Annotated in this window: 37 protein-coding genes; 16 read left to right on the top strand and 21 right to left on the bottom strand. The window is 60.2% G+C overall.

Features of this window, described 5'->3' with window-relative positions; genetic code table 11:
* The first annotated feature begins 63 nt into the window (after window positions 1–63).
* Window positions 64–1080, top strand: coding sequence for a hypothetical protein (locus tag AArcSl_RS08190; protein ID WP_119817538.1), 1017 nt, complete (start codon window positions 64–66; stop codon window positions 1078–1080).
* Window positions 1081–1093: 13 nt separating this feature from the next.
* On the opposite strand, the gene AArcSl_RS08185 is transcribed toward AArcSl_RS08190, so the two are convergent.
* The 3 genes from AArcSl_RS08185 to AArcSl_RS16630 all read right to left on the bottom strand — a co-directional run bounded on the left by AArcSl_RS08185 (window position 1094) and on the right by AArcSl_RS16630 (window position 3326).
* Window positions 1094–1369 carry a hypothetical protein gene (locus AArcSl_RS08185; protein ID WP_119817535.1) on the bottom strand — a complete coding sequence of 92 codons (276 nt, stop codon included), beginning with the start codon at window positions 1367–1369 and terminating at the stop codon, window positions 1094–1096.
* 214 nt (window positions 1370–1583) lie between these two features.
* Window positions 1584–2756 carry an ISH3 family transposase gene (locus AArcSl_RS08180; RefSeq protein WP_119817532.1) on the bottom strand — a complete coding sequence of 391 codons (1173 nt, stop codon included), beginning with the start codon at window positions 2754–2756 and terminating at the stop codon, window positions 1584–1586.
* A gap of 216 nt (window positions 2757–2972) precedes the next feature.
* Window positions 2973–3326: a hypothetical protein gene (locus AArcSl_RS16630; RefSeq protein ID WP_133412142.1), complete on the bottom strand. Its 354-nt coding sequence runs from the start codon at window positions 3324–3326 to the stop codon at window positions 2973–2975.
* A gap of 106 nt (window positions 3327–3432) precedes the next feature.
* Between AArcSl_RS16630 and AArcSl_RS08170 the strand changes: the two genes are divergently transcribed.
* The 5 genes from AArcSl_RS08170 (at window position 3433) to AArcSl_RS08150 (ending at window position 6925) form a co-directional block, all read left to right on the top strand.
* A complete protein-coding gene (locus AArcSl_RS08170; protein WP_161945925.1) occupies window positions 3433–4671 on the top strand; it encodes a helix-turn-helix transcriptional regulator in 1239 nt (412 codons plus the stop codon).
* Between the two features lie 83 nt (window positions 4672–4754).
* Window positions 4755–4934 (top strand): hypothetical protein, encoded by a 180-nt coding sequence (locus tag AArcSl_RS08165; protein ID WP_119817524.1) that lies wholly within the window; start codon window positions 4755–4757, stop codon window positions 4932–4934.
* Window positions 4935–4944: 10 nt separating this feature from the next.
* Window positions 4945–5166, top strand: coding sequence for a hypothetical protein (locus AArcSl_RS08160; protein WP_119817521.1), 222 nt, complete (start codon window positions 4945–4947; stop codon window positions 5164–5166).
* 33 nt (window positions 5167–5199) lie between these two features.
* On the top strand, window positions 5200–5679 hold the full coding sequence (locus AArcSl_RS08155; protein WP_119817518.1) for an FxLYD domain-containing protein: 480 nt from the start codon (window positions 5200–5202) through the stop codon (window positions 5677–5679).
* Window positions 5680–5854: 175 nt separating this feature from the next.
* Window positions 5855–6925, top strand: a complete 1071-nt coding sequence (locus AArcSl_RS08150; RefSeq protein ID WP_119817515.1) for an HNH endonuclease — start codon at window positions 5855–5857, stop codon at window positions 6923–6925.
* Between the two features lie 298 nt (window positions 6926–7223).
* Here AArcSl_RS08150 and AArcSl_RS08145 read toward each other — a convergent pair whose 3' ends face one another.
* Together AArcSl_RS08145 and AArcSl_RS08140 are read right to left on the bottom strand one after the other, a co-directional pair.
* Window positions 7224–7430 (bottom strand): hypothetical protein, encoded by a 207-nt coding sequence (locus tag AArcSl_RS08145; protein ID WP_119817512.1) that lies wholly within the window; start codon window positions 7428–7430, stop codon window positions 7224–7226.
* On the bottom strand, window positions 7427–7825 hold the full coding sequence (locus AArcSl_RS08140; protein WP_119817509.1) for a hypothetical protein: 399 nt from the start codon (window positions 7823–7825) through the stop codon (window positions 7427–7429). Before AArcSl_RS08140 ends, AArcSl_RS08145 begins: the two co-directional genes overlap by 4 nt.
* A 143-nt stretch (window positions 7826–7968) precedes the next feature.
* On the opposite strand from AArcSl_RS08140, the gene AArcSl_RS17765 reads away from it, so the two are divergent.
* Window positions 7969–8226 carry a MarR family transcriptional regulator gene (locus tag AArcSl_RS17765; protein ID WP_133412141.1) on the top strand — a complete coding sequence of 86 codons (258 nt, stop codon included), beginning with the start codon at window positions 7969–7971 and terminating at the stop codon, window positions 8224–8226.
* Here AArcSl_RS17765 and AArcSl_RS08130 read toward each other — a convergent pair.
* Window positions 8181–8438 (bottom strand): helix-turn-helix domain-containing protein, encoded by a 258-nt coding sequence (locus AArcSl_RS08130; protein ID WP_161945924.1) that lies wholly within the window; start codon window positions 8436–8438, stop codon window positions 8181–8183. The genes AArcSl_RS17765 and AArcSl_RS08130 overlap by 46 nt on opposite strands.
* 202 nt (window positions 8439–8640) lie before the next feature.
* Between AArcSl_RS08130 and AArcSl_RS16800 the strand changes: the two genes are divergently transcribed.
* From AArcSl_RS16800 to AArcSl_RS08095, 9 genes are all read left to right on the top strand, one after another.
* A complete protein-coding gene (locus AArcSl_RS16800) occupies window positions 8641–8946 on the top strand; it encodes a hypothetical protein (RefSeq protein WP_154670808.1) in 306 nt (101 codons plus the stop codon).
* Window positions 8947–9086: 140 nt separating this feature from the next.
* Window positions 9087–9371 (top strand): TFIIB-type zinc finger domain-containing protein, encoded by a 285-nt coding sequence (locus AArcSl_RS08120; RefSeq protein ID WP_119817500.1) that lies wholly within the window; start codon window positions 9087–9089, stop codon window positions 9369–9371.
* The gene (locus AArcSl_RS08115) at window positions 9368–9715 is read left to right on the top strand and encodes a hypothetical protein (RefSeq protein WP_119817497.1); all 348 of its coding nucleotides are present in this window, start codon (window positions 9368–9370) and stop codon (window positions 9713–9715) included. Before AArcSl_RS08120 ends, AArcSl_RS08115 begins: the two co-directional genes overlap by 4 nt.
* On the top strand, window positions 9712–10275 hold the full coding sequence (locus AArcSl_RS08110) for a hypothetical protein (protein WP_119817494.1): 564 nt from the start codon (window positions 9712–9714) through the stop codon (window positions 10273–10275). The genes AArcSl_RS08115 and AArcSl_RS08110 overlap by 4 nt, the downstream gene beginning before the upstream one ends.
* Window positions 10272–10625: a hypothetical protein gene (locus AArcSl_RS08105; protein WP_119817491.1), complete on the top strand. Its 354-nt coding sequence runs from the start codon at window positions 10272–10274 to the stop codon at window positions 10623–10625. The genes AArcSl_RS08110 and AArcSl_RS08105 overlap by 4 nt, the downstream gene beginning before the upstream one ends.
* A complete protein-coding gene (locus AArcSl_RS08100) occupies window positions 10622–10864 on the top strand; it encodes a hypothetical protein (protein WP_119817488.1) in 243 nt (80 codons plus the stop codon). Before AArcSl_RS08105 ends, AArcSl_RS08100 begins: the two co-directional genes overlap by 4 nt.
* The gene (locus tag AArcSl_RS16795; RefSeq protein ID WP_154670807.1) at window positions 10861–11031 is read left to right on the top strand and encodes a hypothetical protein; all 171 of its coding nucleotides are present in this window, start codon (window positions 10861–10863) and stop codon (window positions 11029–11031) included. The genes AArcSl_RS08100 and AArcSl_RS16795 overlap by 4 nt, the downstream gene beginning before the upstream one ends.
* The gene (locus AArcSl_RS16625; protein ID WP_133412140.1) at window positions 11028–11309 is read left to right on the top strand and encodes a hypothetical protein; all 282 of its coding nucleotides are present in this window, start codon (window positions 11028–11030) and stop codon (window positions 11307–11309) included. The genes AArcSl_RS16795 and AArcSl_RS16625 overlap by 4 nt, the downstream gene beginning before the upstream one ends.
* Window positions 11306–11518, top strand: a complete 213-nt coding sequence (locus tag AArcSl_RS08095) for a hypothetical protein (protein WP_119817485.1) — start codon at window positions 11306–11308, stop codon at window positions 11516–11518. The genes AArcSl_RS16625 and AArcSl_RS08095 overlap by 4 nt, the downstream gene beginning before the upstream one ends.
* Here the strand turns inward: AArcSl_RS08095 and AArcSl_RS08090 are convergent.
* The 15 genes from AArcSl_RS08090 to AArcSl_RS08020 all read right to left on the bottom strand — a co-directional run bounded on the left by AArcSl_RS08090 (window position 11500) and on the right by AArcSl_RS08020 (window position 24536).
* Entirely contained in the window at window positions 11500–12846 is a 1347-nt protein-coding gene (locus AArcSl_RS08090; protein ID WP_119817482.1) for a tyrosine-type recombinase/integrase, read from the bottom strand. The genes AArcSl_RS08095 and AArcSl_RS08090 overlap by 19 nt on opposite strands.
* A gap of 314 nt (window positions 12847–13160) precedes the next feature.
* Complete coding sequence (locus AArcSl_RS08085; RefSeq protein WP_119817479.1) at window positions 13161–13487, bottom strand: hypothetical protein; 327 nt, start codon at window positions 13485–13487, stop codon at window positions 13161–13163.
* A 44-nt stretch (window positions 13488–13531) separates the two neighbouring features.
* On the bottom strand, window positions 13532–14038 hold the full coding sequence (locus AArcSl_RS08080; RefSeq protein WP_119817476.1) for a hypothetical protein: 507 nt from the start codon (window positions 14036–14038) through the stop codon (window positions 13532–13534).
* Window positions 14039–14260, bottom strand: a complete 222-nt coding sequence (locus AArcSl_RS08075; RefSeq protein WP_119817472.1) for a UPF0175 family protein — start codon at window positions 14258–14260, stop codon at window positions 14039–14041. It lies immediately after the preceding gene.
* Between the two features lie 270 nt (window positions 14261–14530).
* Window positions 14531–14794: a hypothetical protein gene (locus tag AArcSl_RS08070; protein WP_119817469.1), complete on the bottom strand. Its 264-nt coding sequence runs from the start codon at window positions 14792–14794 to the stop codon at window positions 14531–14533.
* On the bottom strand, window positions 14772–15293 hold the full coding sequence (locus AArcSl_RS08065; protein ID WP_217563514.1) for a hypothetical protein: 522 nt from the start codon (window positions 15291–15293) through the stop codon (window positions 14772–14774). The genes AArcSl_RS08070 and AArcSl_RS08065 overlap by 23 nt, the downstream gene beginning before the upstream one ends.
* A gap of 56 nt (window positions 15294–15349) precedes the next feature.
* Entirely contained in the window at window positions 15350–16768 is a 1419-nt protein-coding gene (locus tag AArcSl_RS08060) for a heme o synthase (RefSeq protein ID WP_245883399.1), read from the bottom strand.
* A gap of 9 nt (window positions 16769–16777) precedes the next feature.
* Window positions 16778–17590 carry a cytochrome c oxidase subunit 3 gene (locus AArcSl_RS08055; RefSeq protein WP_133412139.1) on the bottom strand — a complete coding sequence of 271 codons (813 nt, stop codon included), beginning with the start codon at window positions 17588–17590 and terminating at the stop codon, window positions 16778–16780.
* Entirely contained in the window at window positions 17580–18341 is a 762-nt protein-coding gene (locus AArcSl_RS08050) for a cytochrome c oxidase subunit II (RefSeq protein WP_161945923.1), read from the bottom strand. The genes AArcSl_RS08055 and AArcSl_RS08050 overlap by 11 nt, the downstream gene beginning before the upstream one ends.
* A complete protein-coding gene (locus tag AArcSl_RS08045; RefSeq protein ID WP_119817462.1) occupies window positions 18331–20151 on the bottom strand; it encodes a cytochrome c oxidase subunit I in 1821 nt (606 codons plus the stop codon). Before AArcSl_RS08045 ends, AArcSl_RS08050 begins: the two co-directional genes overlap by 11 nt.
* Window positions 20152–20164: 13 nt before the next feature.
* Window positions 20165–20818 (bottom strand): cupredoxin domain-containing protein, encoded by a 654-nt coding sequence (locus AArcSl_RS08040; protein ID WP_119817459.1) that lies wholly within the window; start codon window positions 20816–20818, stop codon window positions 20165–20167.
* Between the two features lie 138 nt (window positions 20819–20956).
* The gene (locus tag AArcSl_RS17690) at window positions 20957–21589 is read right to left on the bottom strand and encodes a helix-turn-helix domain-containing protein (protein ID WP_321167773.1); all 633 of its coding nucleotides are present in this window, start codon (window positions 21587–21589) and stop codon (window positions 20957–20959) included.
* 2 nt (window positions 21590–21591) lie between these two features.
* The gene (locus AArcSl_RS08030) at window positions 21592–21882 is read right to left on the bottom strand and encodes a hypothetical protein (RefSeq protein ID WP_119817456.1); all 291 of its coding nucleotides are present in this window, start codon (window positions 21880–21882) and stop codon (window positions 21592–21594) included.
* A gap of 96 nt (window positions 21883–21978) precedes the next feature.
* Window positions 21979–22815 carry a M48 family metallopeptidase gene (locus tag AArcSl_RS08025; RefSeq protein ID WP_119817453.1) on the bottom strand — a complete coding sequence of 279 codons (837 nt, stop codon included), beginning with the start codon at window positions 22813–22815 and terminating at the stop codon, window positions 21979–21981.
* Window positions 22816–22856: 41 nt separating this feature from the next.
* The gene (locus tag AArcSl_RS08020; protein WP_119817450.1) at window positions 22857–24536 is read right to left on the bottom strand and encodes a Na+/H+ antiporter NhaC family protein; all 1680 of its coding nucleotides are present in this window, start codon (window positions 24534–24536) and stop codon (window positions 22857–22859) included.
* Window positions 24537–24558 lie beyond the last annotated feature (22 nt).

The raw sequence follows: 24558 nt of genomic DNA, 5'->3' as shown, positions 1-24558 counted from the left end.
TGTGTGTATATTATGCCTATATTGTAATCTCTTCTTTCAGGTCGGGGGATTCTCCCGTCGATAATGGCAGACAGAGAGAACTATCTCGAATATCTGCACACGTACTGGGCACAACAGAAAGCAGTCGGAATGATAGCCGAGGCCCGGTTTCTAGACTGTCTGGAGCCTACTGACATAGAACCCGTGTCAGAGGTGATGCTGTTTCAACCGAAGCCAGCAAACAATGAGTTCCAGCCGTGGGGAAATATCTATACTTTTATTTTGGACGCGGCGGAGGAGGAGAGTCTTACACAGGGACAGATAGAGGCCGCTCGGTTGATGGAGGATGCCGGAACTACGGTGATTTTCCCTTCTGTAGAGGGAAGTGAGCAATCAGATCTGAGCAGTTTTAGAGGCGGGTCAGGGGACACACCTATAGAACACGAACTGGAGTGGAAATGGCGCTCCTATGACGTTGATGACCGTGAACTCAACCAGGTGAATATTGAAGACGAAACAGAGGCGTGGAGAACAAGAGGGAGAACTACCCAAGATGATGACGATTACTTGGACGAGTTCACTGACGCTGTCACTGATTTCTCCGATGATGTGCTGAAAGAGATGTTCTACAAAGAGCACTTTTTCTCCCACCACCTGAAGGAGACATACAGCTTTACAGGCACCTACTTCGACGTCGACGGTCTCTTGGTCAGCGATTCTGAGATTGTTCCCTACGAAATCAAGGAAAAAACAGCCTATCAGGATACGGCCGAGTTATTCGGGCTGGACGTAAGCCGTTTAATCGTAATGATGCGGGTCGCACTGACCAGAGGCCTAGACCCGATTTACATCGTCAGAGAGGTTGAAGAAGCCGATGAACTTCACGTATTTGACCGTGCGTTTGTGAACTGGCAGTCAATTCATCTGTCGGACGTGATCCGGGCTTCCGCTTGGCAGATTCAAGGTGGTGGTCCTGGGATGACTGGCGGGAGAACACAGACCCTGATGATTCCAAAATCAGAGTTCAGCACAGTTGATTTCGAAACCATAGATCTATCCAGTCACTCGGACTTCGTTGGTAACTTCCAGAGCAGTATTTAGATATCCAGCTGCGCTAGTCTTCAGAAAGCGCTTTATGTATTATCTTGAGATCCTGCCGTGAGAGATCAAATGGAAATTTTGAATGAAGGTCCGTCCCCAGCTCCTGCATCATCACATTATTCATTTCCCGCTGAGATAGATCTTCTCCAGATTCTCCGGTTATTGTCTCGTAGATCTGTTCGATCTCTTCTCGTCGAAAATCTGCCGGTCCATGCGCCTCTCTTTCCGGGTCATAGGTATCGATGCCGACCATGTCTGCGACTTCTGCAGACAGTTCGGCTTTTACCATCGGTACTTCCCGAACGAGTCGAAACAGCGGTGTCTGAACGCCCTGAAATAGTCACTTCTTGTATGGTTCTACGCCGAACTCCCGTCATGACTGGAGAGTAACTGACTAGAGAAGCGATACACCGCTTCAGACGGACGATCTCACCCGCTTATTGTCGCCTATCGAAGAGAGCAGTCGCTCACGGCGTGGCAGACTGGCCGTGGGCTGACCCCGGTCAGCCCGCGGCCACAGCCTGTGACGCCGGCACACCAACTCCATTCATCTTGAGTCTCCACCGACGCCGTAACTCTGCTTCCAGTTCGTGTCGAATCCAGTCGCAGAACGTCTTGAACGTGAACTCCTCGGGCAGGTCGCGCCCGCCCCGCCGCGGGCGGGCGACGACCGCCCATCGCAGCACCAACCACAGATTCTCCAGCAGCGCTGCAACGAGCATGATCGCAAACCGCACGACGGGATCACGTGTCGTCGTGATCCCTCGTGCTTGCCGAAGCAGTCGGTAGCTCGTTTCGATGCCTGATCGCTTTCTGTAGAGGCGTTCGACCTGCTTTGCTGATCGATCAGTCACGCCGCAAGCCACGTAGCCTCGGACAACCTCGCCGTGCTTGCCCCGATTACCGTTCTGGTAGGAAACAGCGACCGCGAGCGGGAAGCGCAGTTCCCGCTCGCTGTCCTTGTACATGCGGTAGGTCGTCATGTACGACTTGTGGACGTCGAGTTTGTCCTTCATCCGCTCACCCTTCTTGGGGACGTGAACGACCGTTGCAGCGATCTCACGAGACCGGCGGATGACGCGCTCGTTGTAGAAGCCGCTGTCGGCAAGCAAAAGATCGATCTCGAACGGATAGTTCTCGACGCGGGCGAGCACGCGCTCGACCGCGTCGGCCTCGTCTTCGTCGTTGCGGACGTACGTCATCGCCAGAGTCACCGGCTTTTCGTTTGAGACAACGTATGCCGTACAGTACCGATGGCACGTAGTCGTGCCATCTTTCGGAGCCATCGAGCAGAGTTCACCTTCATCGACGTAGTGATCACCGTGGTAGGGATTGTCGATGAAGTCGATGGAGACGATTCTCGACCCAGACCGGTCGAGAATCGTCATAGCAAGGCGTTTAAGCAGGAGGTTAGCGACGACTTCGAGCCACTCACGGTTGAGGGTGTGGAGCCACGTGAAGGTGGTGTCGTCACATGGCGTTCCGTCGGTGTCTTTGCAGGTTTCCCAGATCGAGGTCTCGTTGACGCAGGCTAATATGACGACGAGCCAGATGTCGCCGGGGTCGAGGGGGCTCCCCTCGACACCCGGCAACGGGAGTGGAGTGATGACTTCTTCCGCTACATCTTTGACGTCCGATGCCGAAAGATAACCGTCTGGTTCGGGGATCTTGAACACATCCAGAACCAGACACTTTCTCGTGGTTAATCCGACGATTCAATTCCACTGATTACGCCGGTTGGGAAGTACCGACCATGTATTTCTGACGCGGTTCGTGACTGGGCATTGATGCAGGAGGTAAGCACTGTGTGTAATTATTCCTTTCTCTATTTTCCGGAATCTCTCTAATTCGCTTCCTGTCTGGTTGCCTGACCGATTTGAGGCTTCCAGTCATCAGGCCCCGGTCAGAGTTTCCCGGTACTCGATGAAGTTCATCGATTCCGTTTTGTTCTCCATGCCGGTGGCGCCCGTGCCGTAGCCGACGGTCGGGCCAGTGCTGGCGTGTTCCCGCCTGACATCTGGGCTGTCGACGTCGTCGGGGATTCCGGGCATCCGGGTGGCGTTGTCGCCTTCGGGCTCCAGCTGCCCGGTGTCGGCGCTGACGGCGGTAATCAAGGCGTCAGGAGGGGGGACGTCGTCGCCGGCCTCGATGGCCGGCTGCTCCCCGTTTGCGTCCGGGGCGAACGCGCCGACGCCGGCGGTGGCGACGACCAGGAGGACCGAAAGCAGGATCGGGGCGGCCTTCATCGTACGATGGCTTATCCCCCGGCGCTACAAAAACTCTCCTACGCAGATCCAGTCACCCCCGGAAGCATGGAAAGCGTTTTGCCTGGGGCCGGTTAGTTTCCTCCATATGCGGCGTTCCGCCCTCTTGGCCGCGGTCGTGCTGTTCGGTGTGTTTGCCGGGGCAGCCGCGATGGTCCCCGCGGCGGGTACGCCCTCTCCGGTCCATCCAGCTGACGCCCTGCAGCCGTCCGTCGACGGCGACCACACACAGTCTCTGGAAGCCCTCGGTGGTGCCGAGAACCCTCCCGAAACGACGTTCCGCGTCGTGCTTCACGGGGACGGGAACGCGACCTGGAACGTGACGGCCGAGTACCACCTCGAGACTGACGCCGACCGGGACGCGTTCGACGACTTCGCAACCGATTTCGAGGGTGGGACCGCGGACGCCCCGTTCGACGTCGAGACGTTCGAACAGATCGTCGCAGTCGCCGACGACTCCACCGATCGGGAGATGGCGATGACCGCCGTCCGCCGGGCCGCAGAACGCGAAGGGAACGTCGGGACTCTCCGCGTGGAGTTCACCTGGACGGCGTTTCTCGCGTCCGACGATGGGAAGCTCGTTCTCGACGACGCGTTGACGACAGCCGACGGCGATCCGCTCTTGGGATCGCTCGAATCGAACCAGCAGCTCGTCGTCGTGACGCCGGACGGCTACCAGGTGGACACGACGCCGGGAGTGAACCCTGACCTCAGAGAGGGTAACGCCTGGATCGAAGGGCCACAGCTGTTCACCGCCGAGGACCGTCTGATCATAACGTACAGCCCCGTCGATACGGATCCCACCCCGGGAACGCCGACCGAGGCGGCCGGAGACTCCTGGGAGATCATCGGCGGCGCCTTCCTGATCGGGGTGGCGATCCTGATCGCCGCGCTGCTGTATCGTCGAAAGACGGAGGGAGAAGGCGTCCAGTCGGACGCCGTGGTACCGACGGCCGGGGAAGATTCGTCCGGGGACGTACCGTCGCAACCCGTCGAGGGGGTCGGGGGACCGGGAGAAGAGGAGGCGGCCGACGACGAGGTCGATCTTTCGCTGCTTTCCGACGAGGAGCGGGTCGAACGGTTGCTGGAGCAACGCGGCGGGCGGATGCGACAGGCGGAAATCGTCGAGGAGACTGGCTGGTCGGACGCGAAGGTGTCCCAACTGCTCTCCAGGATGGCCGACGAGGGCTGGATCGAGAAGCTCCGCCTCGGCCGCGAGAACCTGATTTCGCTGCCGGACGACGTGGATGCCGACGGGAACGGTGGTACCGGCGGCGATACCGGCGGGGGGGGGAATACCGACCAGGACACCCACGCCGACGAGTGATCGCGTCTCCCGTTGATTTCAGTTGAACCGCGAACGGGAGGGCTATCACAACGTTCACTATCGGCGGAAGTGACCCCTCTTTCATGAAAGTTCTCGTCACGGTGAAGGAGGTCGCTGAGGCCGCCGCCGACTCCGAGATCTCGGGGACTGCTTTGTTGAACTCGACCGACTACGCAACCGAGTATGAGCAGGCCCTTCGCGACCGCCACGACCGCGGCAAGGCGGAGGGCCACACGCTCGAGTTTTTTTATACCTTCGCTTGAAGCAATGGCTATGATGGACCGCTGGGCGTATCTGGCCAGTCTCGGAGGCATGGTAACACTCGCCGACTGTGCAAGCGACTCCGAACCGACAGCGGTCGAGACCAACCCCACGCCGACGCAGACCCAACCAGCAACCGACTCAACGCCGACGGAAGCGACAGCTGCGGAAACGACGCCACCAGAGACACCGACGCCCGCAACGACTGCGGCCGACATCTCGATCCACAACTAGGCGTGGCGGGTCGAGGGCGAGCGTGCCGAGTTCATGATCGGCAATGACGGTGCGGTGGCGAGTCGTCCGAACGAGATCGTCGTTGGGTGGTACGATGCCGACGACCACTATCTCGGCCGGAGTGTAGCGAGCGTGCCGTCGCTTGCCGCCGGGATGTCGTGGTTTGCCGTGGTCGAACACCGCGAGGCGTTCGAGGTGGCTGAGTTCGAGGCCACGGTACGGGGCCAGCAGGCTGACAGTGCGCTCCCGGAGGTGGTGACGATCGAGGAGTACACGCTCGATGAGGCACGCCCCGGCGTGACGGGGCTGTGTGCAAACACCCGGGAGACGAGCGTGCCGCTTACGCTTACGGCGAGCGTCTACCGGTCGAGTTGGTTGAGCCATACCGGCAGTGCCAGCGCAACGATCCCGGCGGCAACGACGTGGCGGTTCCTGATCCGACTGGAGAATGTCGACGGTGAGGATGCGTCGCTCGGGGATGACGTTCGGTTTTTCGCTCGTGGCGGGGAGTAGGGGACGAAGGCACGGTTCTGACCGAATAGTATCTGAGCGATATCACAAACGCCGTACAAGACTTAGAATGTGAAGTCAGCAGTCGGTAACCGTTGATTTCAAACTTTTACGAATGAACGAGTTGGTCAGTAGCCCACACAAAAAATATAGCATCGTTCATGCAAAATAAGATTTTATGGACCGGGAAGTTGTGGAGGGCGTACCCATAAACGGGAAAATATTTGAAGCGAAAGTGCACAAGATCACCAATTCTGGAAATGGAATCGTTGAAACTACACAAACGGAAATAAATCTCGGACCGGTTAAGGCCAGTGCAGTTGGCGAACGGATCGAGGCGATGAAACTACCCGGAACTTTTGCAAGAATAAAGAGACCAAAGGGAATATTGAAACCAAATTATATTGATAAACTGGAAGAGATGACAAATTATGGCTTTTCTATTGATTATGGTGATGCACATGAAAACATTTCAAAACACGGTCTGAGAAAACAAGAGAACATAGGTGCAATTCTTGAACACGTTCCAAAGGAAAATGAAACAGTATCGAATTCTACGACAGCTCCCCAGAGTACACCTAATTCTGAATCAAAGACACCTGAACCTAATTCTGAATCAAAGACACCTGAAGAGATTTTAGCCGACGAGGATTCCCCATACAAATACAAAACTGGCAATTCATCGTTGACGAAACCCGACGAAACCCCTCAGAAACAGGAACAAACCAAAGCTGCCGCCACCAATTCACCGAATAAGAACAAATCACCGACAGAGGGAGAGATTTCGCAGGAGCAGACTGAAGAATTCCAAGAGACACAGACAGAACGTGAACAGAAAAAAGAACTGACTACTAATCATCAAAATACAGGTTCAGAATTAGACCAACTCAGGGAAAAAGCGATGGAAAGCGCGACCCAACATATCCCAGAGACTATTTCAACTACGACAACTGAGAAGCCGCAATATGATCGATCTACGGAAGTCAAAGAATACGTATTAGCCAGAGCAGATGGATACTGCGAAGGGTGCGGCGATCCAGCGCCATTTACCAGAAAAAATGGAGGACCATATCTTCATGTCCATCATATTCACGAACTAAGCAGAGGGGGAGCAGATACACCAAATAATGTTATCGCTCTTTGTCCTAACTGCCATTATAGGGTTCACCACGGTGAAAATGGGGAAAAATACAATCAAAAATTAGAGAAGAAGTTAGAGACGATTGAAAATCAATCTAAATCCGCATAGTAGTACTTCTGAGTTTTAGTGTGACATTCAAGCGCTAGACAGCAATAGACACAGTAATTCTTATTGTGATTCTATAACAAAATCGGCCTCGAACTCTTATACAGCGTATTTGATGGATTTCTGAGAGACTGTACATCTTTTCTGTCACTTCTTGACCTGTTCTGAGCGTTCGCACCAGCGTCAGTTTGACCAGACCCTCATGCAAGACTCGCGCCCTCCATCTTGCACGCCGATTTAAACAAATATCCAATCCGTCACCTCAGGAAGTACGAAAACTTCTGCTAGTCCCACTCTCTGCTTACTCGCTCACACAGTCGTGCGCGGTGATCCGCGCCGGCAGCCCCACCCGCCCGCAGACGGGACACTCCACCAGCGGCGTCGGCGGCAGTTCCTCGATCGTCTCCAGCGCAGCCTCGACGTGGACCCGGGCGTCCGGATCCTCCACCCGCGTCGCCGCCTGGGCGAGGTGCATCCGCAATTCTTCGCGTGCGGTCCGGTGAGTCATCGCCGCGCCTCGCGCTCGCGGTACTCCCACGCCTCCCGCGCTCGTTCGGGCTCGACGCGACCGACCCGCCGCAGCTCCCGCGCTTCTTTCGGTGGGGTGTCACCGAGCGGCGCCACACCAGCGAGATCGCCACTCCACTGGTTGTGCTGGTTGGTGAGCGTGAGCGTGTTCCCTTGCGGCGTTTCGAGGCGCATCTGCCGGACGGGGATCTCGTCGGTGCGCTCGAGTGTCTCGGGGTCACGGATGGTGAGCGAGTCGTACTGGACCGCGACGACCGTGCAGGGTTCACTGCGGCGTGGGGTGGTGACGAGATCGCCGACGTGGAGCTGGCGGAGATCGTCGATCCGGTCGGTTTCGTGAGCGGTACGTTCTTTGGATTCGGCGTTCGTAGCCATTGGTGGGTTCTCCTAGGACCCAAGCCGGTCGGCGCTGCAACGCCGGCCGATTTTGCATCGACTGCACCAACTTGAGCCTATTCTATAGTACACACCGCCAACCTTTATAATTTTCCATATGGAAACTAATACCGGTGTTAAATATGAGTTCAGTTCCACATGGGAATATGAAAGCTACTGAATCCGGCATCATCCGAGCCTTCAAGGAATCCTCCGATCCTTTTTTGACTACTACTGAACTCGCGGAGCAGTTCGATATGACGAGACAGGGTATGGCAAAACGTCTAGATAGGTTGGCTGAACGGGGTGTTCTTACTAGAAAGAGCTGTGGTAGTGGATACGGGTGGTGGCTCGATCAGGAGTCTTCGACTTCAGATTCCTGGAAAAAGACTTCGCCCTGATGAGTTATCCAGAAAATCCTGCGCCCAGCTGCCTTTTTGCTTTGAAGTAGATGACGCTCTTCAAGATCATCCAGACGATTAAGCACGCCTTGCCTACTCATATTCAACTTTTCACCCAATTCAGAGGCTACGAAGGCTGGATCTGGAGAGACAACGAACTCACGGAGAATCTCTCTGTCAGAGACTTCCGGTTTTCGTCCCCGTTTGGCCATTAAGTAGCTATTCATCTGCTACGTGTAAAATATCACCGTTTTGCCAATTAAGTTCCATATGGAATTAGATTGTCGTACGGAAAATTTAAGGAGGGGCCGGTAAACACTCACAGATATGCGATGCTCGTCGGCTGTCCGGTTCCAGAAAGGCCGGCCGCTGAGCAAGCAGCGACCGACGAGTGTCGTACCAGGAGGTACGACGATGGCAACTACACGCCGCGAGGGGCTAAAACCCTCGCACGACATCGAGGCACCGCCCGACGAGTACCTGTTCGACACCAACACGTCCAGGTGGCACGCAAGCGCCGGCACCCGCGCCGGCCGGACGGCCACCGCCTGCGGCCGCCGGCTCCGTACCCGCGAGATCGCCGCCCGCTCGCCCACGCGCCCCACCGACGCGGGCGATCACCTGTGCCGGCAGTGCCGGCTCGCACTGGGCGAGCCCGTCGGCGCCACACACCAGGAAGTCCAGCGCGCGGTCGAAATCGCCGAGGAGGGGTCGATATGACCCTGACCACTTTCACCCACGTTCCCGACAGGTTAATATTCCTCGAGTCGAGTCGCAAAATCCCCCGCCGCTGTCTATCACTTTCACTTTCAGACCGCCCCCCGCGTACCCCTTTTATTCAGGGGGTCGTACATACGAACATGACACTTCGTGTCGATACGACGCAGAAGAAGGACACCTGGCAACTCTCCTGTCCGGAGTGTGGCTCCCGCAACTGGCGAGCCAACGATGGCTACTTCGAGTGTCGCGCCTGCACCCACAGCGGCCGGGAGCTGTACGACGAGGTCGACGAGCGGCTCCGCTCGCGGGAGGAAATCGAGTTCGTCGGCTCGCATGCCAACTGGAAAGCCCCCTACGCGGTGGAGCCCGGCGACGACGAGGAGGGAGAGACGGAGACGGACTCGAAGCGGGAGGTGGTTCGATGAGCCTGCCCGAGGAGGTCCCCGGCCACGAGGGCACGCCCGAGGCGGTCCCGACGAAGACGCCCGATGCAACCTTACGGCTCACCGCCGACGGGATCGAACTCCCGGCGTACCTGCACGGGTACGTCGGCCAGGTCACCGTCCGAACGCCCAACGTCACCGGCGAGTTCCAGACGAGCGAACACGGGTTGCCCGAGCGGGACTTTTACGACGCGCCGTGGGCGGCCGTCCCCGAGGCGGGCGCGTATCACGGCGATCTCCGCGAGGGCCTGCTCGCCATCTCCACCGAACGACATCCAGAGACGGTCTTCGAGATCATCGACGAGCGAACGGAGGGCGACGGATGACCAACCAGAACCCAGTCCCCGAGCCCGCCATCCTCGATGCCGTGCCCGCACCCGGCGGCACCTGCCAGCTGTATCACTCCCGTGAGGGCGGTCGCCCCCAACGATGTGACAACGACGCGGACTGGCTGTTCGTGTACACGGGTTCGGTCGATCCGGCGATCCAGACACCAAAGAACGCGCTGGCGTGTCACACCTGTTTCACCCCGCCCGAGCACGTGCGCGAAGGGAGTGACGCCGTCGGCGTCGATCTCGCGACCGACGGCGGCCAGACGAGCCCGTCGCTGCGCCACCGCGACGTGATCCGGTGTAAACGCGACGGCGAAGAGGTGGCCGTCTACAACCGGATCAACCTCACCCAGCCGGCGATGATCCGCGGGCTGCCCACAGTCGAGCGGTTCGAGACCCAGATTGGCGCCGGCGACTCACAGACCCCACCCGAGGCGATCACCCACTGGGTGGCACACGTGCTCACCGACGAGTTCGGCATCACCCGCGATGGACTCGCGACACACGACATCGCCGTTGTCGACCCCACCGCCCCGGAGGTGACGGTGCTGTGAGCGCCGAGCGCGCCGCCCGACGGCTGCAGTTGGCCAGCAAACGCACGCTCGGCGAGCAGGAACGGGACGCCATCGGCCTGCTGCATCGGGCCGGCTGGCCCGTCCCCGAGCTGTCGATGGTCTTCGAGACCTCCGACGGGACGATCCGCCGGCACCTCCGCGAGCAGGGAGTCACCCCCGTGGACGCCCGTCGCCAGCAGCGGGTCGGCCTCGAACACCCCCTCGAACGCGAGGCGATCGCCCGGCTGTGGCAGGCAGGCTGGTCGCTGGGCGAGCTGGCGCTTGCGTTCGGGTGTCCGAAGGCGCTCGTCTGGATCGTCCTCTGTGAGGAGGGGGTGCTCGAGGGATGAACGAGAACCGATTTGCCGAGGCGATCATCGCCTCCGTCTCCGTCGACGACGACCGCGTCTCGGAGGCGATCGACGAGGCGTTCGATCCCAACTGGGAACACAACGCCGCAATCCACGAGGAGTTGATCGATCGGCTGCGCGAGTGCGTCCGTCAGGAAGCACGCGAGCTGCATCGCGAGTACGACGACGATGGGGACAACGGCCCCAACGGCGCCGGCGCCGGGGAGGCGGCCGCATGACCCGCGAGTTCCCCGGCGAGGTGCGCGAGGCGGTGGAGTTGCTCGTCGCCGAGGAGGGTCGTGAGGCAGCCGAACGGCGCCTGCAGGATCGCTTTCGAACCACGAGTGGCCGCGAGCGCGACCGGGCGCTTGCGGGACTGGCCATCCTCAGGAGGGAAGACACGTGAGCAGTTCACAGCACATCGATCCCGACGAGTACGACGACCTCGAGGAGTTGCTCGACGAGTTTAGGTACCGCCCCTCGACGACGCCCACAGACGATCGGCCGCAGTGTCCTCACTGCGGGAGCGTCGCGATCGCGAAGCGCGGCGGAAAGATGCATTCGCCACAGGCGCATCTGGCCGCCGAGGAGACCTACTGGAAGTGCAAAAACTGCACGCGAGAGTTCCAAGCCACCAAACCTTCAAATGCAGAGTCTGCGACATCTGGAGGTGAGTGCGAGTGAGCCGTTCTAGCTCGATCAACGCTGCCGACCCACCGGCGATCGACGAGGACCCCCACAGTGTGATCGAAGAGGAACTCGGCGACCACCGCGAGGCGCTCGAAGCGCTCGCCGAGATGGATCTGGGCGTCCTGTCGGCGGATGCCAGACGCGCACTCGAGATGCTCGATCAGGCCCAGCGGAGGCCCCCGACTCAGGAGGGATCCGAATGATCGGCGAGTGCCGCCTGGACCCGCTCGTCGACGGTGCGTTCGATCACGGCGGCCGCCTCCTCGGGAGAGAGACCCTGCTCGGAGACGAGACGACCGACCGCCTGCAAGCCGAGTTCCTGTCGCGTCTGGGCCGCCTCGACGGCGTCATCGGAGAGCGCGAAGTTACACCACATGCAGTGGTCTTTCTCGCGAGGGGTTTCCCGGCGACAGCGCGGGCACTCGAGCGGGCTGGCGTCGCCCGCGTCCTCTTCGGGTTCGACGTCGAGCCCCTGGAGACGGGCGTAGGCCCGCTCCTGGCTTTCCTCCCCGAAATGCGCCATGTACCGGCGGGTGTGATCGGAGCCGCGCTTGCGTCCCTGTCGGTCCTCGATACGCGCCTGAGAGTACCCCTGGACGATCAGCCAGCGCGTGTTGGACTTCCGGAAGTTGGTCGGCGTGACGGGTTTACTGATGCCTGCGCGGTTGGCGGCGTCCTCGAAGTAGTCCCGCCAGGTGCGGTAGGAGGGACGGTCGTCGCTTTGCAGCTTCGACCAGAGGAACGCATCCGGGTCGTTGGGGCAGCGATCGTCCGTGAGCCACTCCTGGAGGTACGGCAAGGAGACGACGAGCGGGACGGAGCGTTCCCCCTGTTTGCCGTCGACGTGCAGGCTCGTCGTGTATTCGCCGTCGTAGACGTCGCCGACGCGGAGGTCGAAGAGTTCGCCACTTCGGAGGCCCGCCTCGAACTGGACGGCGATGAGCGCCCGGTCGCGGGCGTTGTGACACGCCTCGATCATCGGCACGACGTCGGCTTCCCACAGCAGGAGATCCCGTTCGGACGGGACCGGATCGAAGTTGTTGCTCGTGGTCGTGGGGATCCACGCGAGACTTTCGGGTGGGTCGTCGAGCTTGAGCCGGTAGCGACCGAACGAGCGGAGTGCCGTCCGGTAGTCCTGGTTGGTGTGTTCGTTGTCGTACTCGCTGTGGATCCAGCGGACAATCGCGTCGGCGGCACCCCGATACTCGAGGGCGAGTCCCAGGTAGCCCCGTTCCTCGAGGAGGGCTTCGATGTCGTCGACAGTTTCGACGCCGGCGTCGTCGGCTTCGTCGTTTTCCTCGAAGTCCTCGACGGTGGGCCACTCGGGGACGATCGCCATCCGCCGGACGTGACGCAGCAGTTTGAGTTGGCGGTAGTCGCCGACCTCCGATTGCATGAGCCGCATGTTGTCGCTCATCTTGAGGAGGTGGTGGCGGTCGGCCTCGAACGGCACCTGACAGGGCTCGTCGCCGCGCCCCTGGAGTCGACTTCGGAGATCGTCGACGAGGGCGCGTGGGTCCTGATCTGGCATCGGTATACCGCACCCTCACACGCTTGGCTTATGAGGGTTTGGCTCAAATCCGGCCCTTGGCTCTCACACGATACCCTAAAGCCCAAGACGACATTCTCTTGGTATATCTTCGCTTTTGAAGACGATATCTCGGGAATACGACTGAAGTTTCGGACGCACATTCGTTGAAGGTCCACAAGCGACGTTCACGGGTGTCTCGAAGTACCGCCGCAGGGGCAGAATCAGCGCGTTGCGTCGCCCTATCGAGTATTTGGACCGATATCAAAAATGATCCTTCTCAGTAGACGGTCCGTTTTCACCTGGGCTGGGATACGTCATCGTCGATCTTCGAGGGTGCCGAGCGCACGTCGGAACTGCTCCTCGTTGATTCGCGGTTCGGACATCGCCTGTGCTTCGAGTGCGCCGGCGAATCGTTCAAATTCGTTGTCGCTTGGGTCGGCCGCGAGCACGCAGTCGAGGTACCCTTCAAGCGCAGACCGCAAGGCCTTGGCGTAGTGATCGTATGCGGCGTCGATGCGGGTCTGGTTGTCGTCGATTCCCTCGAATAGCGCACGGTAGACGGTCGCAGCGGCCCGGTAGCGCTCGCGCTCGAACACCGCGTCGGCACAGGTCTCCCGAATTTTTGCGTTGTTGAGGTCCATAACTGGGAGGAACTCGTTGGTCCTGTTCTCGTCCGTTCGCGGCTCTATTCATCTAATAGTTCGATGACGCTCTCGACGGGGGCGTAGTAGCCGCGTTCGTCTCGCCAGACCTCCAGCCATTCGTCCGCAGTTTCGCTGTCGATGTGTTCGCGTTTGACGCCGAGGACGAGGAGGCCTATCGATCCAGTAACCGGCACATCCAGTTCCGTCGCAAGACGGCGTGCTGCGAGGTCATCAGTGGCGATCGTCCCGTCGCGTTCAACGGCTCCCCGCAATGCTTCCCTTTCTCCCGGATCAAGTCGCTTATGGAGGCTCAATCTTCCTATTTCGGGTGGAACGTCACTGACTGCCAGTCCGTTGTCGAACGCCTCGACGGCACTGGTCAGATACTCGTGACCGTGTTCGACTCCCCGTTCAATCTCGTCACGGACTGCGGGTACTACGATCGGAGCTTCGAGTAGGTGAACGAGAAATTCGACCGAGCTCGTACTGGCGAAATTACTTACGACAGTTGCGTCGAGGAAAACCGGTTGCGGGTATCCGTCCGGCATCTATTCGTCGAGGTCGAGTGCAACGTCGATCTCCCGCTGTAACTGGTCGTTAGTTCGTGGCCCGTAGAGCGACGTGAAGCCAGCGTCTTCCAGCACTTCTTCGAACTCCCACCGGGACAGTCCGGCCGCTTCGGCAGCACGTCCGAGCGAGAGGTCGCCGAGAACGTACCGACCCACCGCGGTCGCAAGTTCGTCGGAGGACTCACTACTGGAAGAGGCCATCGTACATAGTTATCGGATCCACGGACCTAATAATCTATCGTGGGAGGGGACACTCATCAACTCACCGGGTTGCCATCCACATCGCAATCTAAGACAAAAACACTTATTCATCCGCTATCTGGGGTGATTTGGCGACAATTCACCTGATGTGATGGTTTATTATATTTAAAACACTGCCTTAATTCGAGCCCTCCGGCCGCGATTTGAACCCTGTCGTGGAGCGAGCGAATGCGAGCGGAACGACTCCGGTTCAAATCCGGCCGGTGGCAGTTATTCCGACTCAACGTCGGACTCGTCGCTCACTTCGAGAATCTCCGTTGCGACGTCTTTCACGTGTTGCTGGTGAGAAGCCGACGTCTGAACGCTCTGAGCAGCCTCGATCTGCTCGTTGACGACTGCGTTCTGCTGTGGTCCCCACTTCTCGGGCGGTTCGGACTCGATGTATTCGACCCAGCGCTTGATGCCTTCGATGCGCTGCTCACGGTTGCGTTCGTGCTTCGCGTCGAGGTGTTCACGCGCGTTTGAGTCTCGCATATTCGTCTTCGACGTTGAGTCGCGTTACCCACTCTTCGAGGCGGGGCACACTGAGGCTTTCCTCGAAAAGCGCGTAAAGGTGGACCGCGTCCTCGATGTCCTTCTGTGCGCCGAGGTGGAGTTTGTAGGCGATCTGGAGTTCTAACGGTCCGACCGAGATCGCTTCGCTGCCGATTCGGGCCGTGATTGCGTTTTCGAGGGGCGCACGGTCGAACTCGTCACGCACGAACTTGAGTTGGAGATGCGGAGTAACCTGGTCCGCTGGTGCGACCCATCTGTTGTCACCGTTGTCGAGCATCTCGTACATCGAAGAGAGCGGCATCGCTGGGCCCCAAAACCCTTTCTCGTCAAGTGTCTCTGCGAGTTCGTCTGCAGTCTCTTCGTCGAACTGTTCGATGAGGACATCGATGACTTCAGTAGCGCACGCCCGACCAACGAGGACGCTCCCGATCCCGCTCCCGCCGGGGAGGGTATCGCCGATCAGTGGGGCAGTTACCATCGTCTCATTACGGAAGTTCAAAAAAAAAGCCTCGCGCTCCAGCGCGGTGGAGGAAGTCACACCACGAGCGTCTCCAGCAGGATCGACCCGAGCAGAACCGCGAGAAACGCATTCGAGGCGTGGAATGTTCGGAGTGCAGCCGACCGGGAGTGGTGTCGGTAGAGTCGGCCAACTGCGTGGAAAAACACGGCGGCGAATAGGAGGACACCGGCCGCATACAGCGTTCCCAAATCCGTCACAGCCGCGAGGCCAGCAGCAGCGAGCATCGTGGCGCCGAAGTACAGGACGATGTGTCGAGCGGTCTTTTGTTCGCCGGCGACGACCGGGAGCATCGGAAACCCGGCGCGTTCGTAGTCCGCACGATATGCGAGTGCGAGATTGTAAAAGTGGGCCGGGGTCCACAGGAATATCACCATACCGAGAACGATCGCTGGCACACCGACCGTCCCCGTCACGGCAGCCCAGCCGATGAGTGCCGGAATCCCACCGACAACACCGCCGATAACGACGTTTGCAGAGGTATGCGGTTTGAGAACGATCGTATAAACCACCGAGTAAAACAGGATCGCAAGCAGGCCAAGTGCTGCTGCCAGCGCGTTTACGAACGTCAGGAACACGGCAACGGAGGCGACTGTCAACACCGTCCCGAATGCGGTGGCACGCCCGACCGGAATCGTCTCCGTCGCCAGGGGCCGGTCTGCAGTTCGCTGCATCTGTTCGTCCCGATCGCGTTCGAGAACGTTGTTGAACGTCCCGCTCGCCCCGATGGCCAGAACTCCGCCGAAAAGCGTGCCGGCGACGGTCACAGGATCGAGTGCGGGGCCGCCGGCCAGCGCGAGGCCCGCCAGCGCGACCAGACAGAGCAACCACATGAGCCTGGGCTTGGTGAGCCGCAGGTACGCGATCGCCCGGTCGAGAACCGGCGATCGGTCGGAGTTCAGGTGTTCAGGATCGGGTTCCTGTGACCGTTCGGCCGTCCTGTCGAACGCGCCAACGAGGGCAGGTCCGTGTTCGTCTTCCAACGTCCACACGAGCGCCACGAGCAGGCCCCAGAAAACGGCTATCCCCACGATGAGGTGGAGTGTCGACAGGAAGCTGGCCGGGGTTGTGACGGCGATGGTCGCACCGACACCGATCTGAAGTGCGTACATAGCGCCCACAAGCAGTAACGCCAGCCGAACACGGGTGGAGTGATCGCGGTTCCACGCGAGCCAGCCGGCGACGGCGAGGAGTCCGCCGAGGATGCCGACTGTCAGCCGATGGGCGACTGCGACGACCAGCGCTGGGGTGTGCTGCGTTTCGACAGCAACACCACACCCCGGCCAGGCCGGACACGCCGTCGCCGCGTCAGTTATCCCCGCCGTAACACCGCTCAAAACGAGCAGGTATCCCCCGGAGGCGAGAACGACGAGCAGACTCGACAGCCGAAGTCCGGGTCCCGCCCGACGAAGCCGCCGAATCTGGCTCCCGAGCACCCGTCGTGTTCACCCCGAAAACCGGAAGTAGACGACAACGAGGATGACGAGCCAGACCGCGTCGACGAAGTGCCAGTACAGCGTGGTCGCGCGGACCATGAGGTGACGGTTCTCGCTGAAATGACCACGCCTCCAGGCACGCAGGCCGATGACGCCGATGAGAACCAATCCCGCCGCGACGTGGGCACCGTGCATACCTGTCAGTGCATAGAACGTGGACCCATACGGCCCCTCCGTCGGCGTCAGGCCCTTCGCCATGAACTGCGAGTACTCGTACAGTTGCCCGACGAGGAACGCGCTGCCGAGAACGAACGCTCCGGCGACGCCGTACCCGAACCGCCGCCGGTCACCGTTTTCGAGGCTGTCTTTCCCCCAGTGGAGGAGGATCCCGCTCGAGACCAAAAGCACCGTCAGCCCGATCGCGTACGGAAGATCCAGCGCGAGCCCGTCGGGAGGCCAGGGACCGTTGACCGCCTCGAGGTACAGCAGCGACGCGAACAGCGCTCCGAACACGAAGATCTCCGAGAGGATCACGAGCCACATCGTGAGGGTTCCGGACGGCAGTCCGAGCAGTTGGCGTTTCTGGGCCGGTATCACCCCGCGTTCGAACTCGTCGACGGCGTATTCGCGGGTCCACCGATAGACGCCGTAACCGAACACCGGAACACCGACAGCCAGCAGCGGAAGCCACAGGAATCCAAGGGCGATTCCGAACAGCCCGGCCGCCACGATCGCCGGCGCAGGGCTGGCGTGCGGGAATCCCTCTCCGCCATCTCCCTGCCGCGTTGGCTCGCCGGGGTTCTCGGGGGACTCAGTCGCCATCGTCGTCACCCCCGTCAGAATCGTACGGAGATTCACCAGTCAACTCCTCGATGTAGTCCGCGTACTCGTCTTGTTCCATGACTATCAACGTTGCCGTCATCTGCGAGTGGTCCTCTCCACACAGTTCCGCACAGACAATATCGTACTCTCCTGGCTCCTCTGTGAGGAACCACGCGCTCGTTTCTTGGCCGGGGATGGCGTGTTGTTTCACGCCCATCTCGTGAATTGCCAGATTGTGCATCACGTCACCGGAGGTAATTTCGAGGTTCACAACAGTGTCCACCGGAACGCGAAGTTCACCGGTTCTGCGAACGCCGATGTGCTCGTTTTCGAAACTCCACTGGGGGTGTGATGCGGTGACCTCCACTGTGAGTTCCTGTTCGACCTCGGGGGGTTCCTCGGCGGCACCGATCGTCCCGGCACTCATCAGGATCGCGACGCCGACGAGTCCGGCAACGACAATGATCCACGCCACGAACGTTTCCCGTTTCCAGTTCGGGACCATCGGTGTCGCTTCGGTCGAGAACAGCTCGGAATTCCGGATCGCGACGTAAATGAGATACGCCATCGTGCCGCCACCCATAACGAGTGCCATCGCGAACAAGGCGGATTTCAGGCTCAAAATCGTGTCCAGGGGGAAGGCCGGGGCCGTCCGTGTTACAGTCGCCGGGGCGAAGTCGTACACCAGCACGAGCGGTGCGACGAACAGCGATGCCAACGCCAGTCCGCCCAGGAGCCGATCACGAGTCATTTCTGTCACCTCCGTCCTCGAGAGCGTCGGACCTCTCTGGCGGTTCCTGATCGGTGAAAGCCGGTGCATCATGCGTGGTGCCAGGTTCCGTTTCCCCCGGGGAGACGCGCTTCAGGAAGGACCGGAGTCGGCCCCCGTCGCCGACCATCGGTTGCTTGTCGTTCTGCTGTTCGGTGCGGGCGTCGTCGGGGGCGCCCGGTCGGTCGCCGTCGGCTTCGACGAGAGCCGTCGGCGTCGGTGGACGGTACGGGAAGCCGTTGAATTCGGGCGAGGGCATCCGGTCGAGCGGTTCACTCCAGGGATCGTCGGTTCGCGGACCGTACCGCATGCTCCAGAGCACGTTGACCACGAAGATCACCTGTGCAAGCCCGAGGAGAATCGCTGCTCCCGTCGCCAGTTGGTGCGTCGCCTGGAGGCCGGGATCGTAGGCGTACGTCGCGTATCGGCGGACCATCCCGTCGTTGCCCAGCTCCGCCAGCAGCCCGAAGAAGATCGGTGCCACTGCCATCGTCGTCAGGAAGTGAAGCTTCCCGAGCGTCTCGTTGTACATCCGGCCGGTCATCTTCGGATACCAGTAGTACATCGCCGCGAAGAAGCCCATGATGCTGCCGCCGAACAGTGTGAAATGGAAGTGGGCGACGACCCAGTAGGTTTCATGGAAGACTGCGTCGACCGCCGGGCTGCCGAGCATGATGCCGTCCAGTCCGGAGAAAATCAGCATTACGATCATCCCGATAGCGAACAACATCGGCGTCTTGAGCTGTATCTTTCCGCCCCACATCGTCGCTACCCAGGTGAAGATCAACGCCCCGAATCCGACCGTGATCGCGAGCGTGAGTGCCATGAAGGCGTACTGGATCGCCCCGATCGTGGTCGTGTAGATGTGGTGTGCCCAGACGACGCAGCTCAGCAGACTTATAAACGCGAAGGAGGCGACGACGCCGCGATAGCTGTAGTGGGGTCGCCCCGAGAACCGCGGGATGATCTCGCTGACTGCCCCGAGAAACGGAAGCAGGACGATGTACACCTCCGGATGGCCGAAGAACCAGAACAGGTTGGTATACAGGATCGGATCTCCACCGCCCCCCGGGTTGAAAAATACCAGCCCGGCGTTCCGTTCGAGAAACACCATCCCGAAGGCGATCGCAAGCGGTGCCAGGGCGATGATCGCCAGCACGGACGTAAACTCCATCGCCCACACGAATAGCGGGATGTCCATCAGGCCCATGTCGGGAGATCGCTCGTTGAACGCCGTCACGATGAAATTGATCGAACTCGCCGTGGAGCCGATCGCAAGCAGGATCACGCCGAGCAACCACGTGTCAGCCCCGACAGAATCGAAGGTCAAACCGAGCGGCATGTACGTCGTCCAGCCGCCCTGGAACGGGAGACCGGTGATGCCGGCTGCGTGGGTGAGGTACGGGCCCCAGATCAGCAGGCCTGCCGCCGGGATCACCCAGAACCCGAACGCGTTGAGTCGGGGATACGCCATCTCGTCGGCGCCGACCATCAGTGGAATGAGATAGTTCGCCAGTCCCCCGAGCGCGGGCATGGCTACGAGAAAGACCATGGTTCCACCGTGGATCGTCACCAGCGAATTGAAGGTTTCGCTGTTCGGCAGTATCATCCCCATTTCGGGGGTTAGCAGTTCGATGCGGAACAACAGCGCAGCCGCCCCCGAGAGCACGAAAAAGAACACGGCTGCCCAGAGGTACATGATGCCGATGTCCTTGTGATCGGTAGTGAGCAGCCACCGACGCCAGCCTGTCAGCTCCGGATGATCGTGCTCGTCGTCTGTAGTATCGCCCATTCGGAACCGCCCCCTAATGGCCGTTACCGTCTTCCAGTACCGGAATCGTGTTCTCGTTGAACATCTCGATCATCTCTTTTTCGATATCCAGGAGTTCGTCCTCCGGTGGCGCGAGCGCCGGCTGTTCCTCGGGATCGGGATCCGGCCAGCCGACGATCACTCGGCCGATCATCTCGTCTTCGTAATGGGGGCCACAGAAGTAGTCATACACGCCTTCGACATCGAAGGTTCGTTCCCAGGTCGCTCCCTGTTCGTCCATTTCGGGGCTCTGCCAGTGTTCGTCTTCGTCCGGGATTCGCAACGGTTTGTCGTAGAGGGGATGATATGCTGTGGAATCGTGGGCTTCGAGATCGTCTGCGATCTCCCAGGTGACCGTTCCCCCGACCTCAATGTGCAATACGTGCGGCATGAAGTGTTCGGCGCCCTCCATACTCGCCATCTCGACGGTGAATTCGTCTACGGGATGTCCAAGATCGTGATCTACGCCGTGATCGTGATCGTCTTCCATCTCATCATCGTCGTGGTCCTCTTCCTCATCGTGTTCTTCTTCTCCGGTCTCCTCTTCAGCTGGCTCCTCGTCCCCGCCGACACAGCCGGCGAGGCCGACTGTAGCCGTTGTACCCATCACTGTCAGGAATCGCCGTCGGCCGCTTTGTTCGCGAATCATATACACCCGCCCTCATATCTAAGGTCTATTAAGTATGAAAGATCGTTAAGGATGATACTAATTAGTGAGGGATGCCGATTCGGGTTCAGACGTGCGCCTCACTCGACAGTGAGCACGGGGTCGAGAGGCGCGCTGAGGTTATGAATCGGGCGATTCGTCGTCACTTCCCGTGATGCCCTCGCTTTCCGAGTTTACATGGTCGCTTTCTGTGGTCTCGTCGTTGTCGAGCAGTGCTACGTGCAGTCGACCGTCGAGGTATTTCTCGCCAAGATCCGTGATCCGGTATTTTCCCCGTTCCACGCGATCGACCAGCCCGTGTTCTTCCAGTTCCGAGAGGCGACGGTTTACCTCTTCCCGGCTGTAATCGATGTTGTACGCGATGAGCGCAGGGGTCAACACCAGATCCGACGTGTGGAACAGTTCGAGGATGCGGTCGTCCATCGGAACCATCCACTCGGAGGGCTTGCGTATCGTCGTCGGATCCTTGAGCAGTAACTCGGCCCACTGCTCTTTTCGCAGGTCGTTGTTGACGGGGTCGTACAGGCCGAAAATGATGAAAAGCGCTGCGACAGCGTGTGCGAAATGGACCAGGGGTTGCACCACCGCCTCGATGACTGGTGCAACCAGGGCGAAGATCACGATTCCCGTTACCGTGACGAAGACGAACCGGTTGTACTCGATCTCGTACTGGTGTAGGTAAAACAGATACCCGAGTCCTGCGGTCGCGAGAACACCCATGATCAGGTTGTAGAGGTGGAACGCGGTGTGCATCGTCAGCTCCCTCCCGGTTTCCCAACCGGATGTGTCAGTGCGATCCACCAGATCACGATCGCAAATCCGGTGTAGACGATGCTTTCGATGACGTTGAAGAGGAGCGTCTGTGCCGCTAACGTGAGCAACAACGCGTGGTAGACGATGAAAATCGACATCACGAACGTCAGAAAAAATATCGCACGGCCGAACGGAGTTTGACGGAACACTCTCCAGGTCAGCAACGAGAGTAACGCTGCCGCAGTTCCCGCGACGAGCGCGAACGCGATCGTGATCCCGTATATCGACTCCACGTTCGAACGGTGGCCGCACTCTCACAAATAATCAGGGGGCGCCGATTCAAAAGATAGCAAGACGGATTCCCCGGGCCACCGTGCCCGGGAAGCAAGTCAACGACGCAGGTTTGCGACCCGCTTTTCGGTCGGGGGGTGTGTCGAGAAGACCTGCTGGAGGTAGCTCCGGTCGGCGTTGAAGATGCACAGCGCGTTGACGCCGCTGTCGTCGATGCGGGATTCGCGCCCCTCGGCGCTGCGGGAGATCTTCTCGAGGGCGCGTGCGAGGGGATCGCCGGTGCCGATGTACCGCCGGGCGGTGTCGTCGGCGACGTACTCGCGATACCGCGAGATCGCCATCACGAAGATCATCACGAGGAGGTTCGCCAGGATCGAGGCAATCCAGGCGACGACGAAGCTCCCCGGGTTGTCCTCGCCCAGCACCTGGACGAAGAAGAACACCGCGTAGCCGACGATCGTCGCGATCGACTGGCCGAGCGTCATCATCACCGTGTCGCGGTTCTTGAGGTGCGCGAGTTCGTGGGCGATCACCCCTTCGAGTTCGTCGTCCTCGAGCACCTGCATGAGTTCCGTCGAGACGACGACGATGCCGGCGCCCTTCCGGCCGGTCGCAAAGGCGTTCGGGACGCCCATCTCGGCGACCATCAGCCGGGGCTTTTTCATGTCCATGTCCCGGCACAGCGACTCGGTCATGCGGTGGACCTTCTGGAACTGGGGGTGATCATCCGGCATGTCTTCGGCGCCGGCGCTCCTGATCGCCAGCCACTTGCCGATCTTGTACTGGCCGGCCGGCAGCAGCACGATGCTAAGAAGCACCACCAGCAACAGATCGACGCCGAACAGCTGGTGGAAGAACCACGCCGCGGCCAGATACAGGCCGAACAGAATGCTTCCGACGACTGCCATCCGGAGTTGCAGTCCAGTCTGATTCATGTGGGCCCAGATTGGCACTCGATATGTTAAAACTGCCCGACTCACTCGCCGTCTGAAGTGACATCGGCGTCGGCCGCCGGCTTCACCGGATCCCCGACCTCGTCGAAGTCGGCGTCGACCGCAACCGGATCGACGCCCTTGCGCCGGGCGTCCAGCTCCGAAAGCCCGTACACCAGCCCGACGAGCACCAGCACGCCGACGGGCAGCAGGACGAACGGCGTGATCCCCGTAAAGCCCCACACGAGCAGCAGGACGATCGCGACGATCCCGACCGTGACCGCGTAGTACAGTTGCGTCCGGACGTGGTCGATCAGGTCGGCGCCGGTAAAGGTCGAAGACAGCACCGACGTATCCGAGATCGGCGACGTGTGATCGCCGAAGATCGACCCCGAGAAGATCGTGCCGACGACCGCCGCGACCATGGTGTGATCGCCAGTGAGGCTCCAGGCCACCGGGATCGCGATCGGCGTCAGGATCGCCATCGTGCCCCACGAGGTACCCGTCGAGAAGGCGATAAACGCCGCCAGAATCAACACCAGCGCCGGCAGGATCCCCGCCACGAGATACGCATCCGCGAAGCCGGCGACGTACTCGCCGGTCTCCAGCGCCGAGACCACCTCGCCGATCCCCCACGCGAGCACGAGGATCGAGACGGCGGTGAGCATGATCCCGAACCCGTCGATCGTGGTGTCGGTCGCCTCGCGGAACCCGAAGATGTCGTACACCTTGCCCAGCACGAACCCGGAGACGATCATCGCGAACGATCCGTAGATCAACGCCGCCGCGTAGTCGGCGTCGATGATCATGTCCATCAGCTCCGCCCCCGGCTCGTAGCCCGTCCACAGCGCGGTGCCCAGCGTGACGACGACCAGAACGATCACCGGCGCGAAGAAGTTCACCAGCCGGGGGTTTTCCCCGTGCGGCTCCCCGAGTTCGGCTTCGACGTCCTGCATCGGTCTGGCGTCCTCGCGGTACACCTTCCCCGTCGACCACGACCGATGTTCGGCATCGAGCATCTCCCCGTAGTCCCGCCGGGTGCCCACGACGATTGCGACCATCGCGATCGCGAGGATCGCGTACATGTTGTACGGGATCGAGCTGAGGAACACCTCGAACGCTGAGGGATGCTCCGCCAGCCCGAGGTCGTCGTACGCGTCGGCGATTAACCCGAGCTGGAACGCCACCCACGAGGAGATCGCCAGCGTCGCCACCGGTGCCGCCGTCGAGTCGACGATGTACGACAACTTCTCGCGGGACACCCGAAGCTGGTCGGAAACGTCCTTCATCGCGCTCCCGACGATCGCGGTGTTCGCGTAGTCGTCGAAGAACATCACGAGCCCCAGCACCCACGCCGCGAGCCCGGCTTTCTGCTGGGTGTCGAGGCGCTCGAGCGCCCAGTCCCGGACGGCGTACGAGCCCCCGAGGTTCCAGATCATCGCCACACCGGAGCCCAGAAACAGCGTAAACACCAGGATCATCGCGTGGAAGTCGTCGGCGATGGCGGCGACGATCCAGTCGAACGTCGGGAAAAAGCCGAAGCCGGCGCTCACGACGTCGCCGACCCACCCCGCCGGATCCGCAAGGGGGTTCGGGCCGCCGGCATACAGGATTCCCCCGGACCAGATCCCGAGGAACAGCGACAGCACCGCCTTCCGCGTGATGATCGCCAGCACGATTGCGAGCAGCGGTGGGATCAGTGACAGTATGCCAAACTCTGACATACTCGGAGAACCACGGTCGATC

Origin of the sequence: Halalkaliarchaeum desulfuricum (assembly GCF_002952775.1) — an archaeon.
Lineage (GTDB): Archaea > Halobacteriota > Halobacteria > Halobacteriales > Haloferacaceae > Halalkaliarchaeum > Halalkaliarchaeum desulfuricum.
Note: the sequence above shows the minus strand (reverse complement) of the source record. Positions and strands in the feature narration are given on the sequence as shown.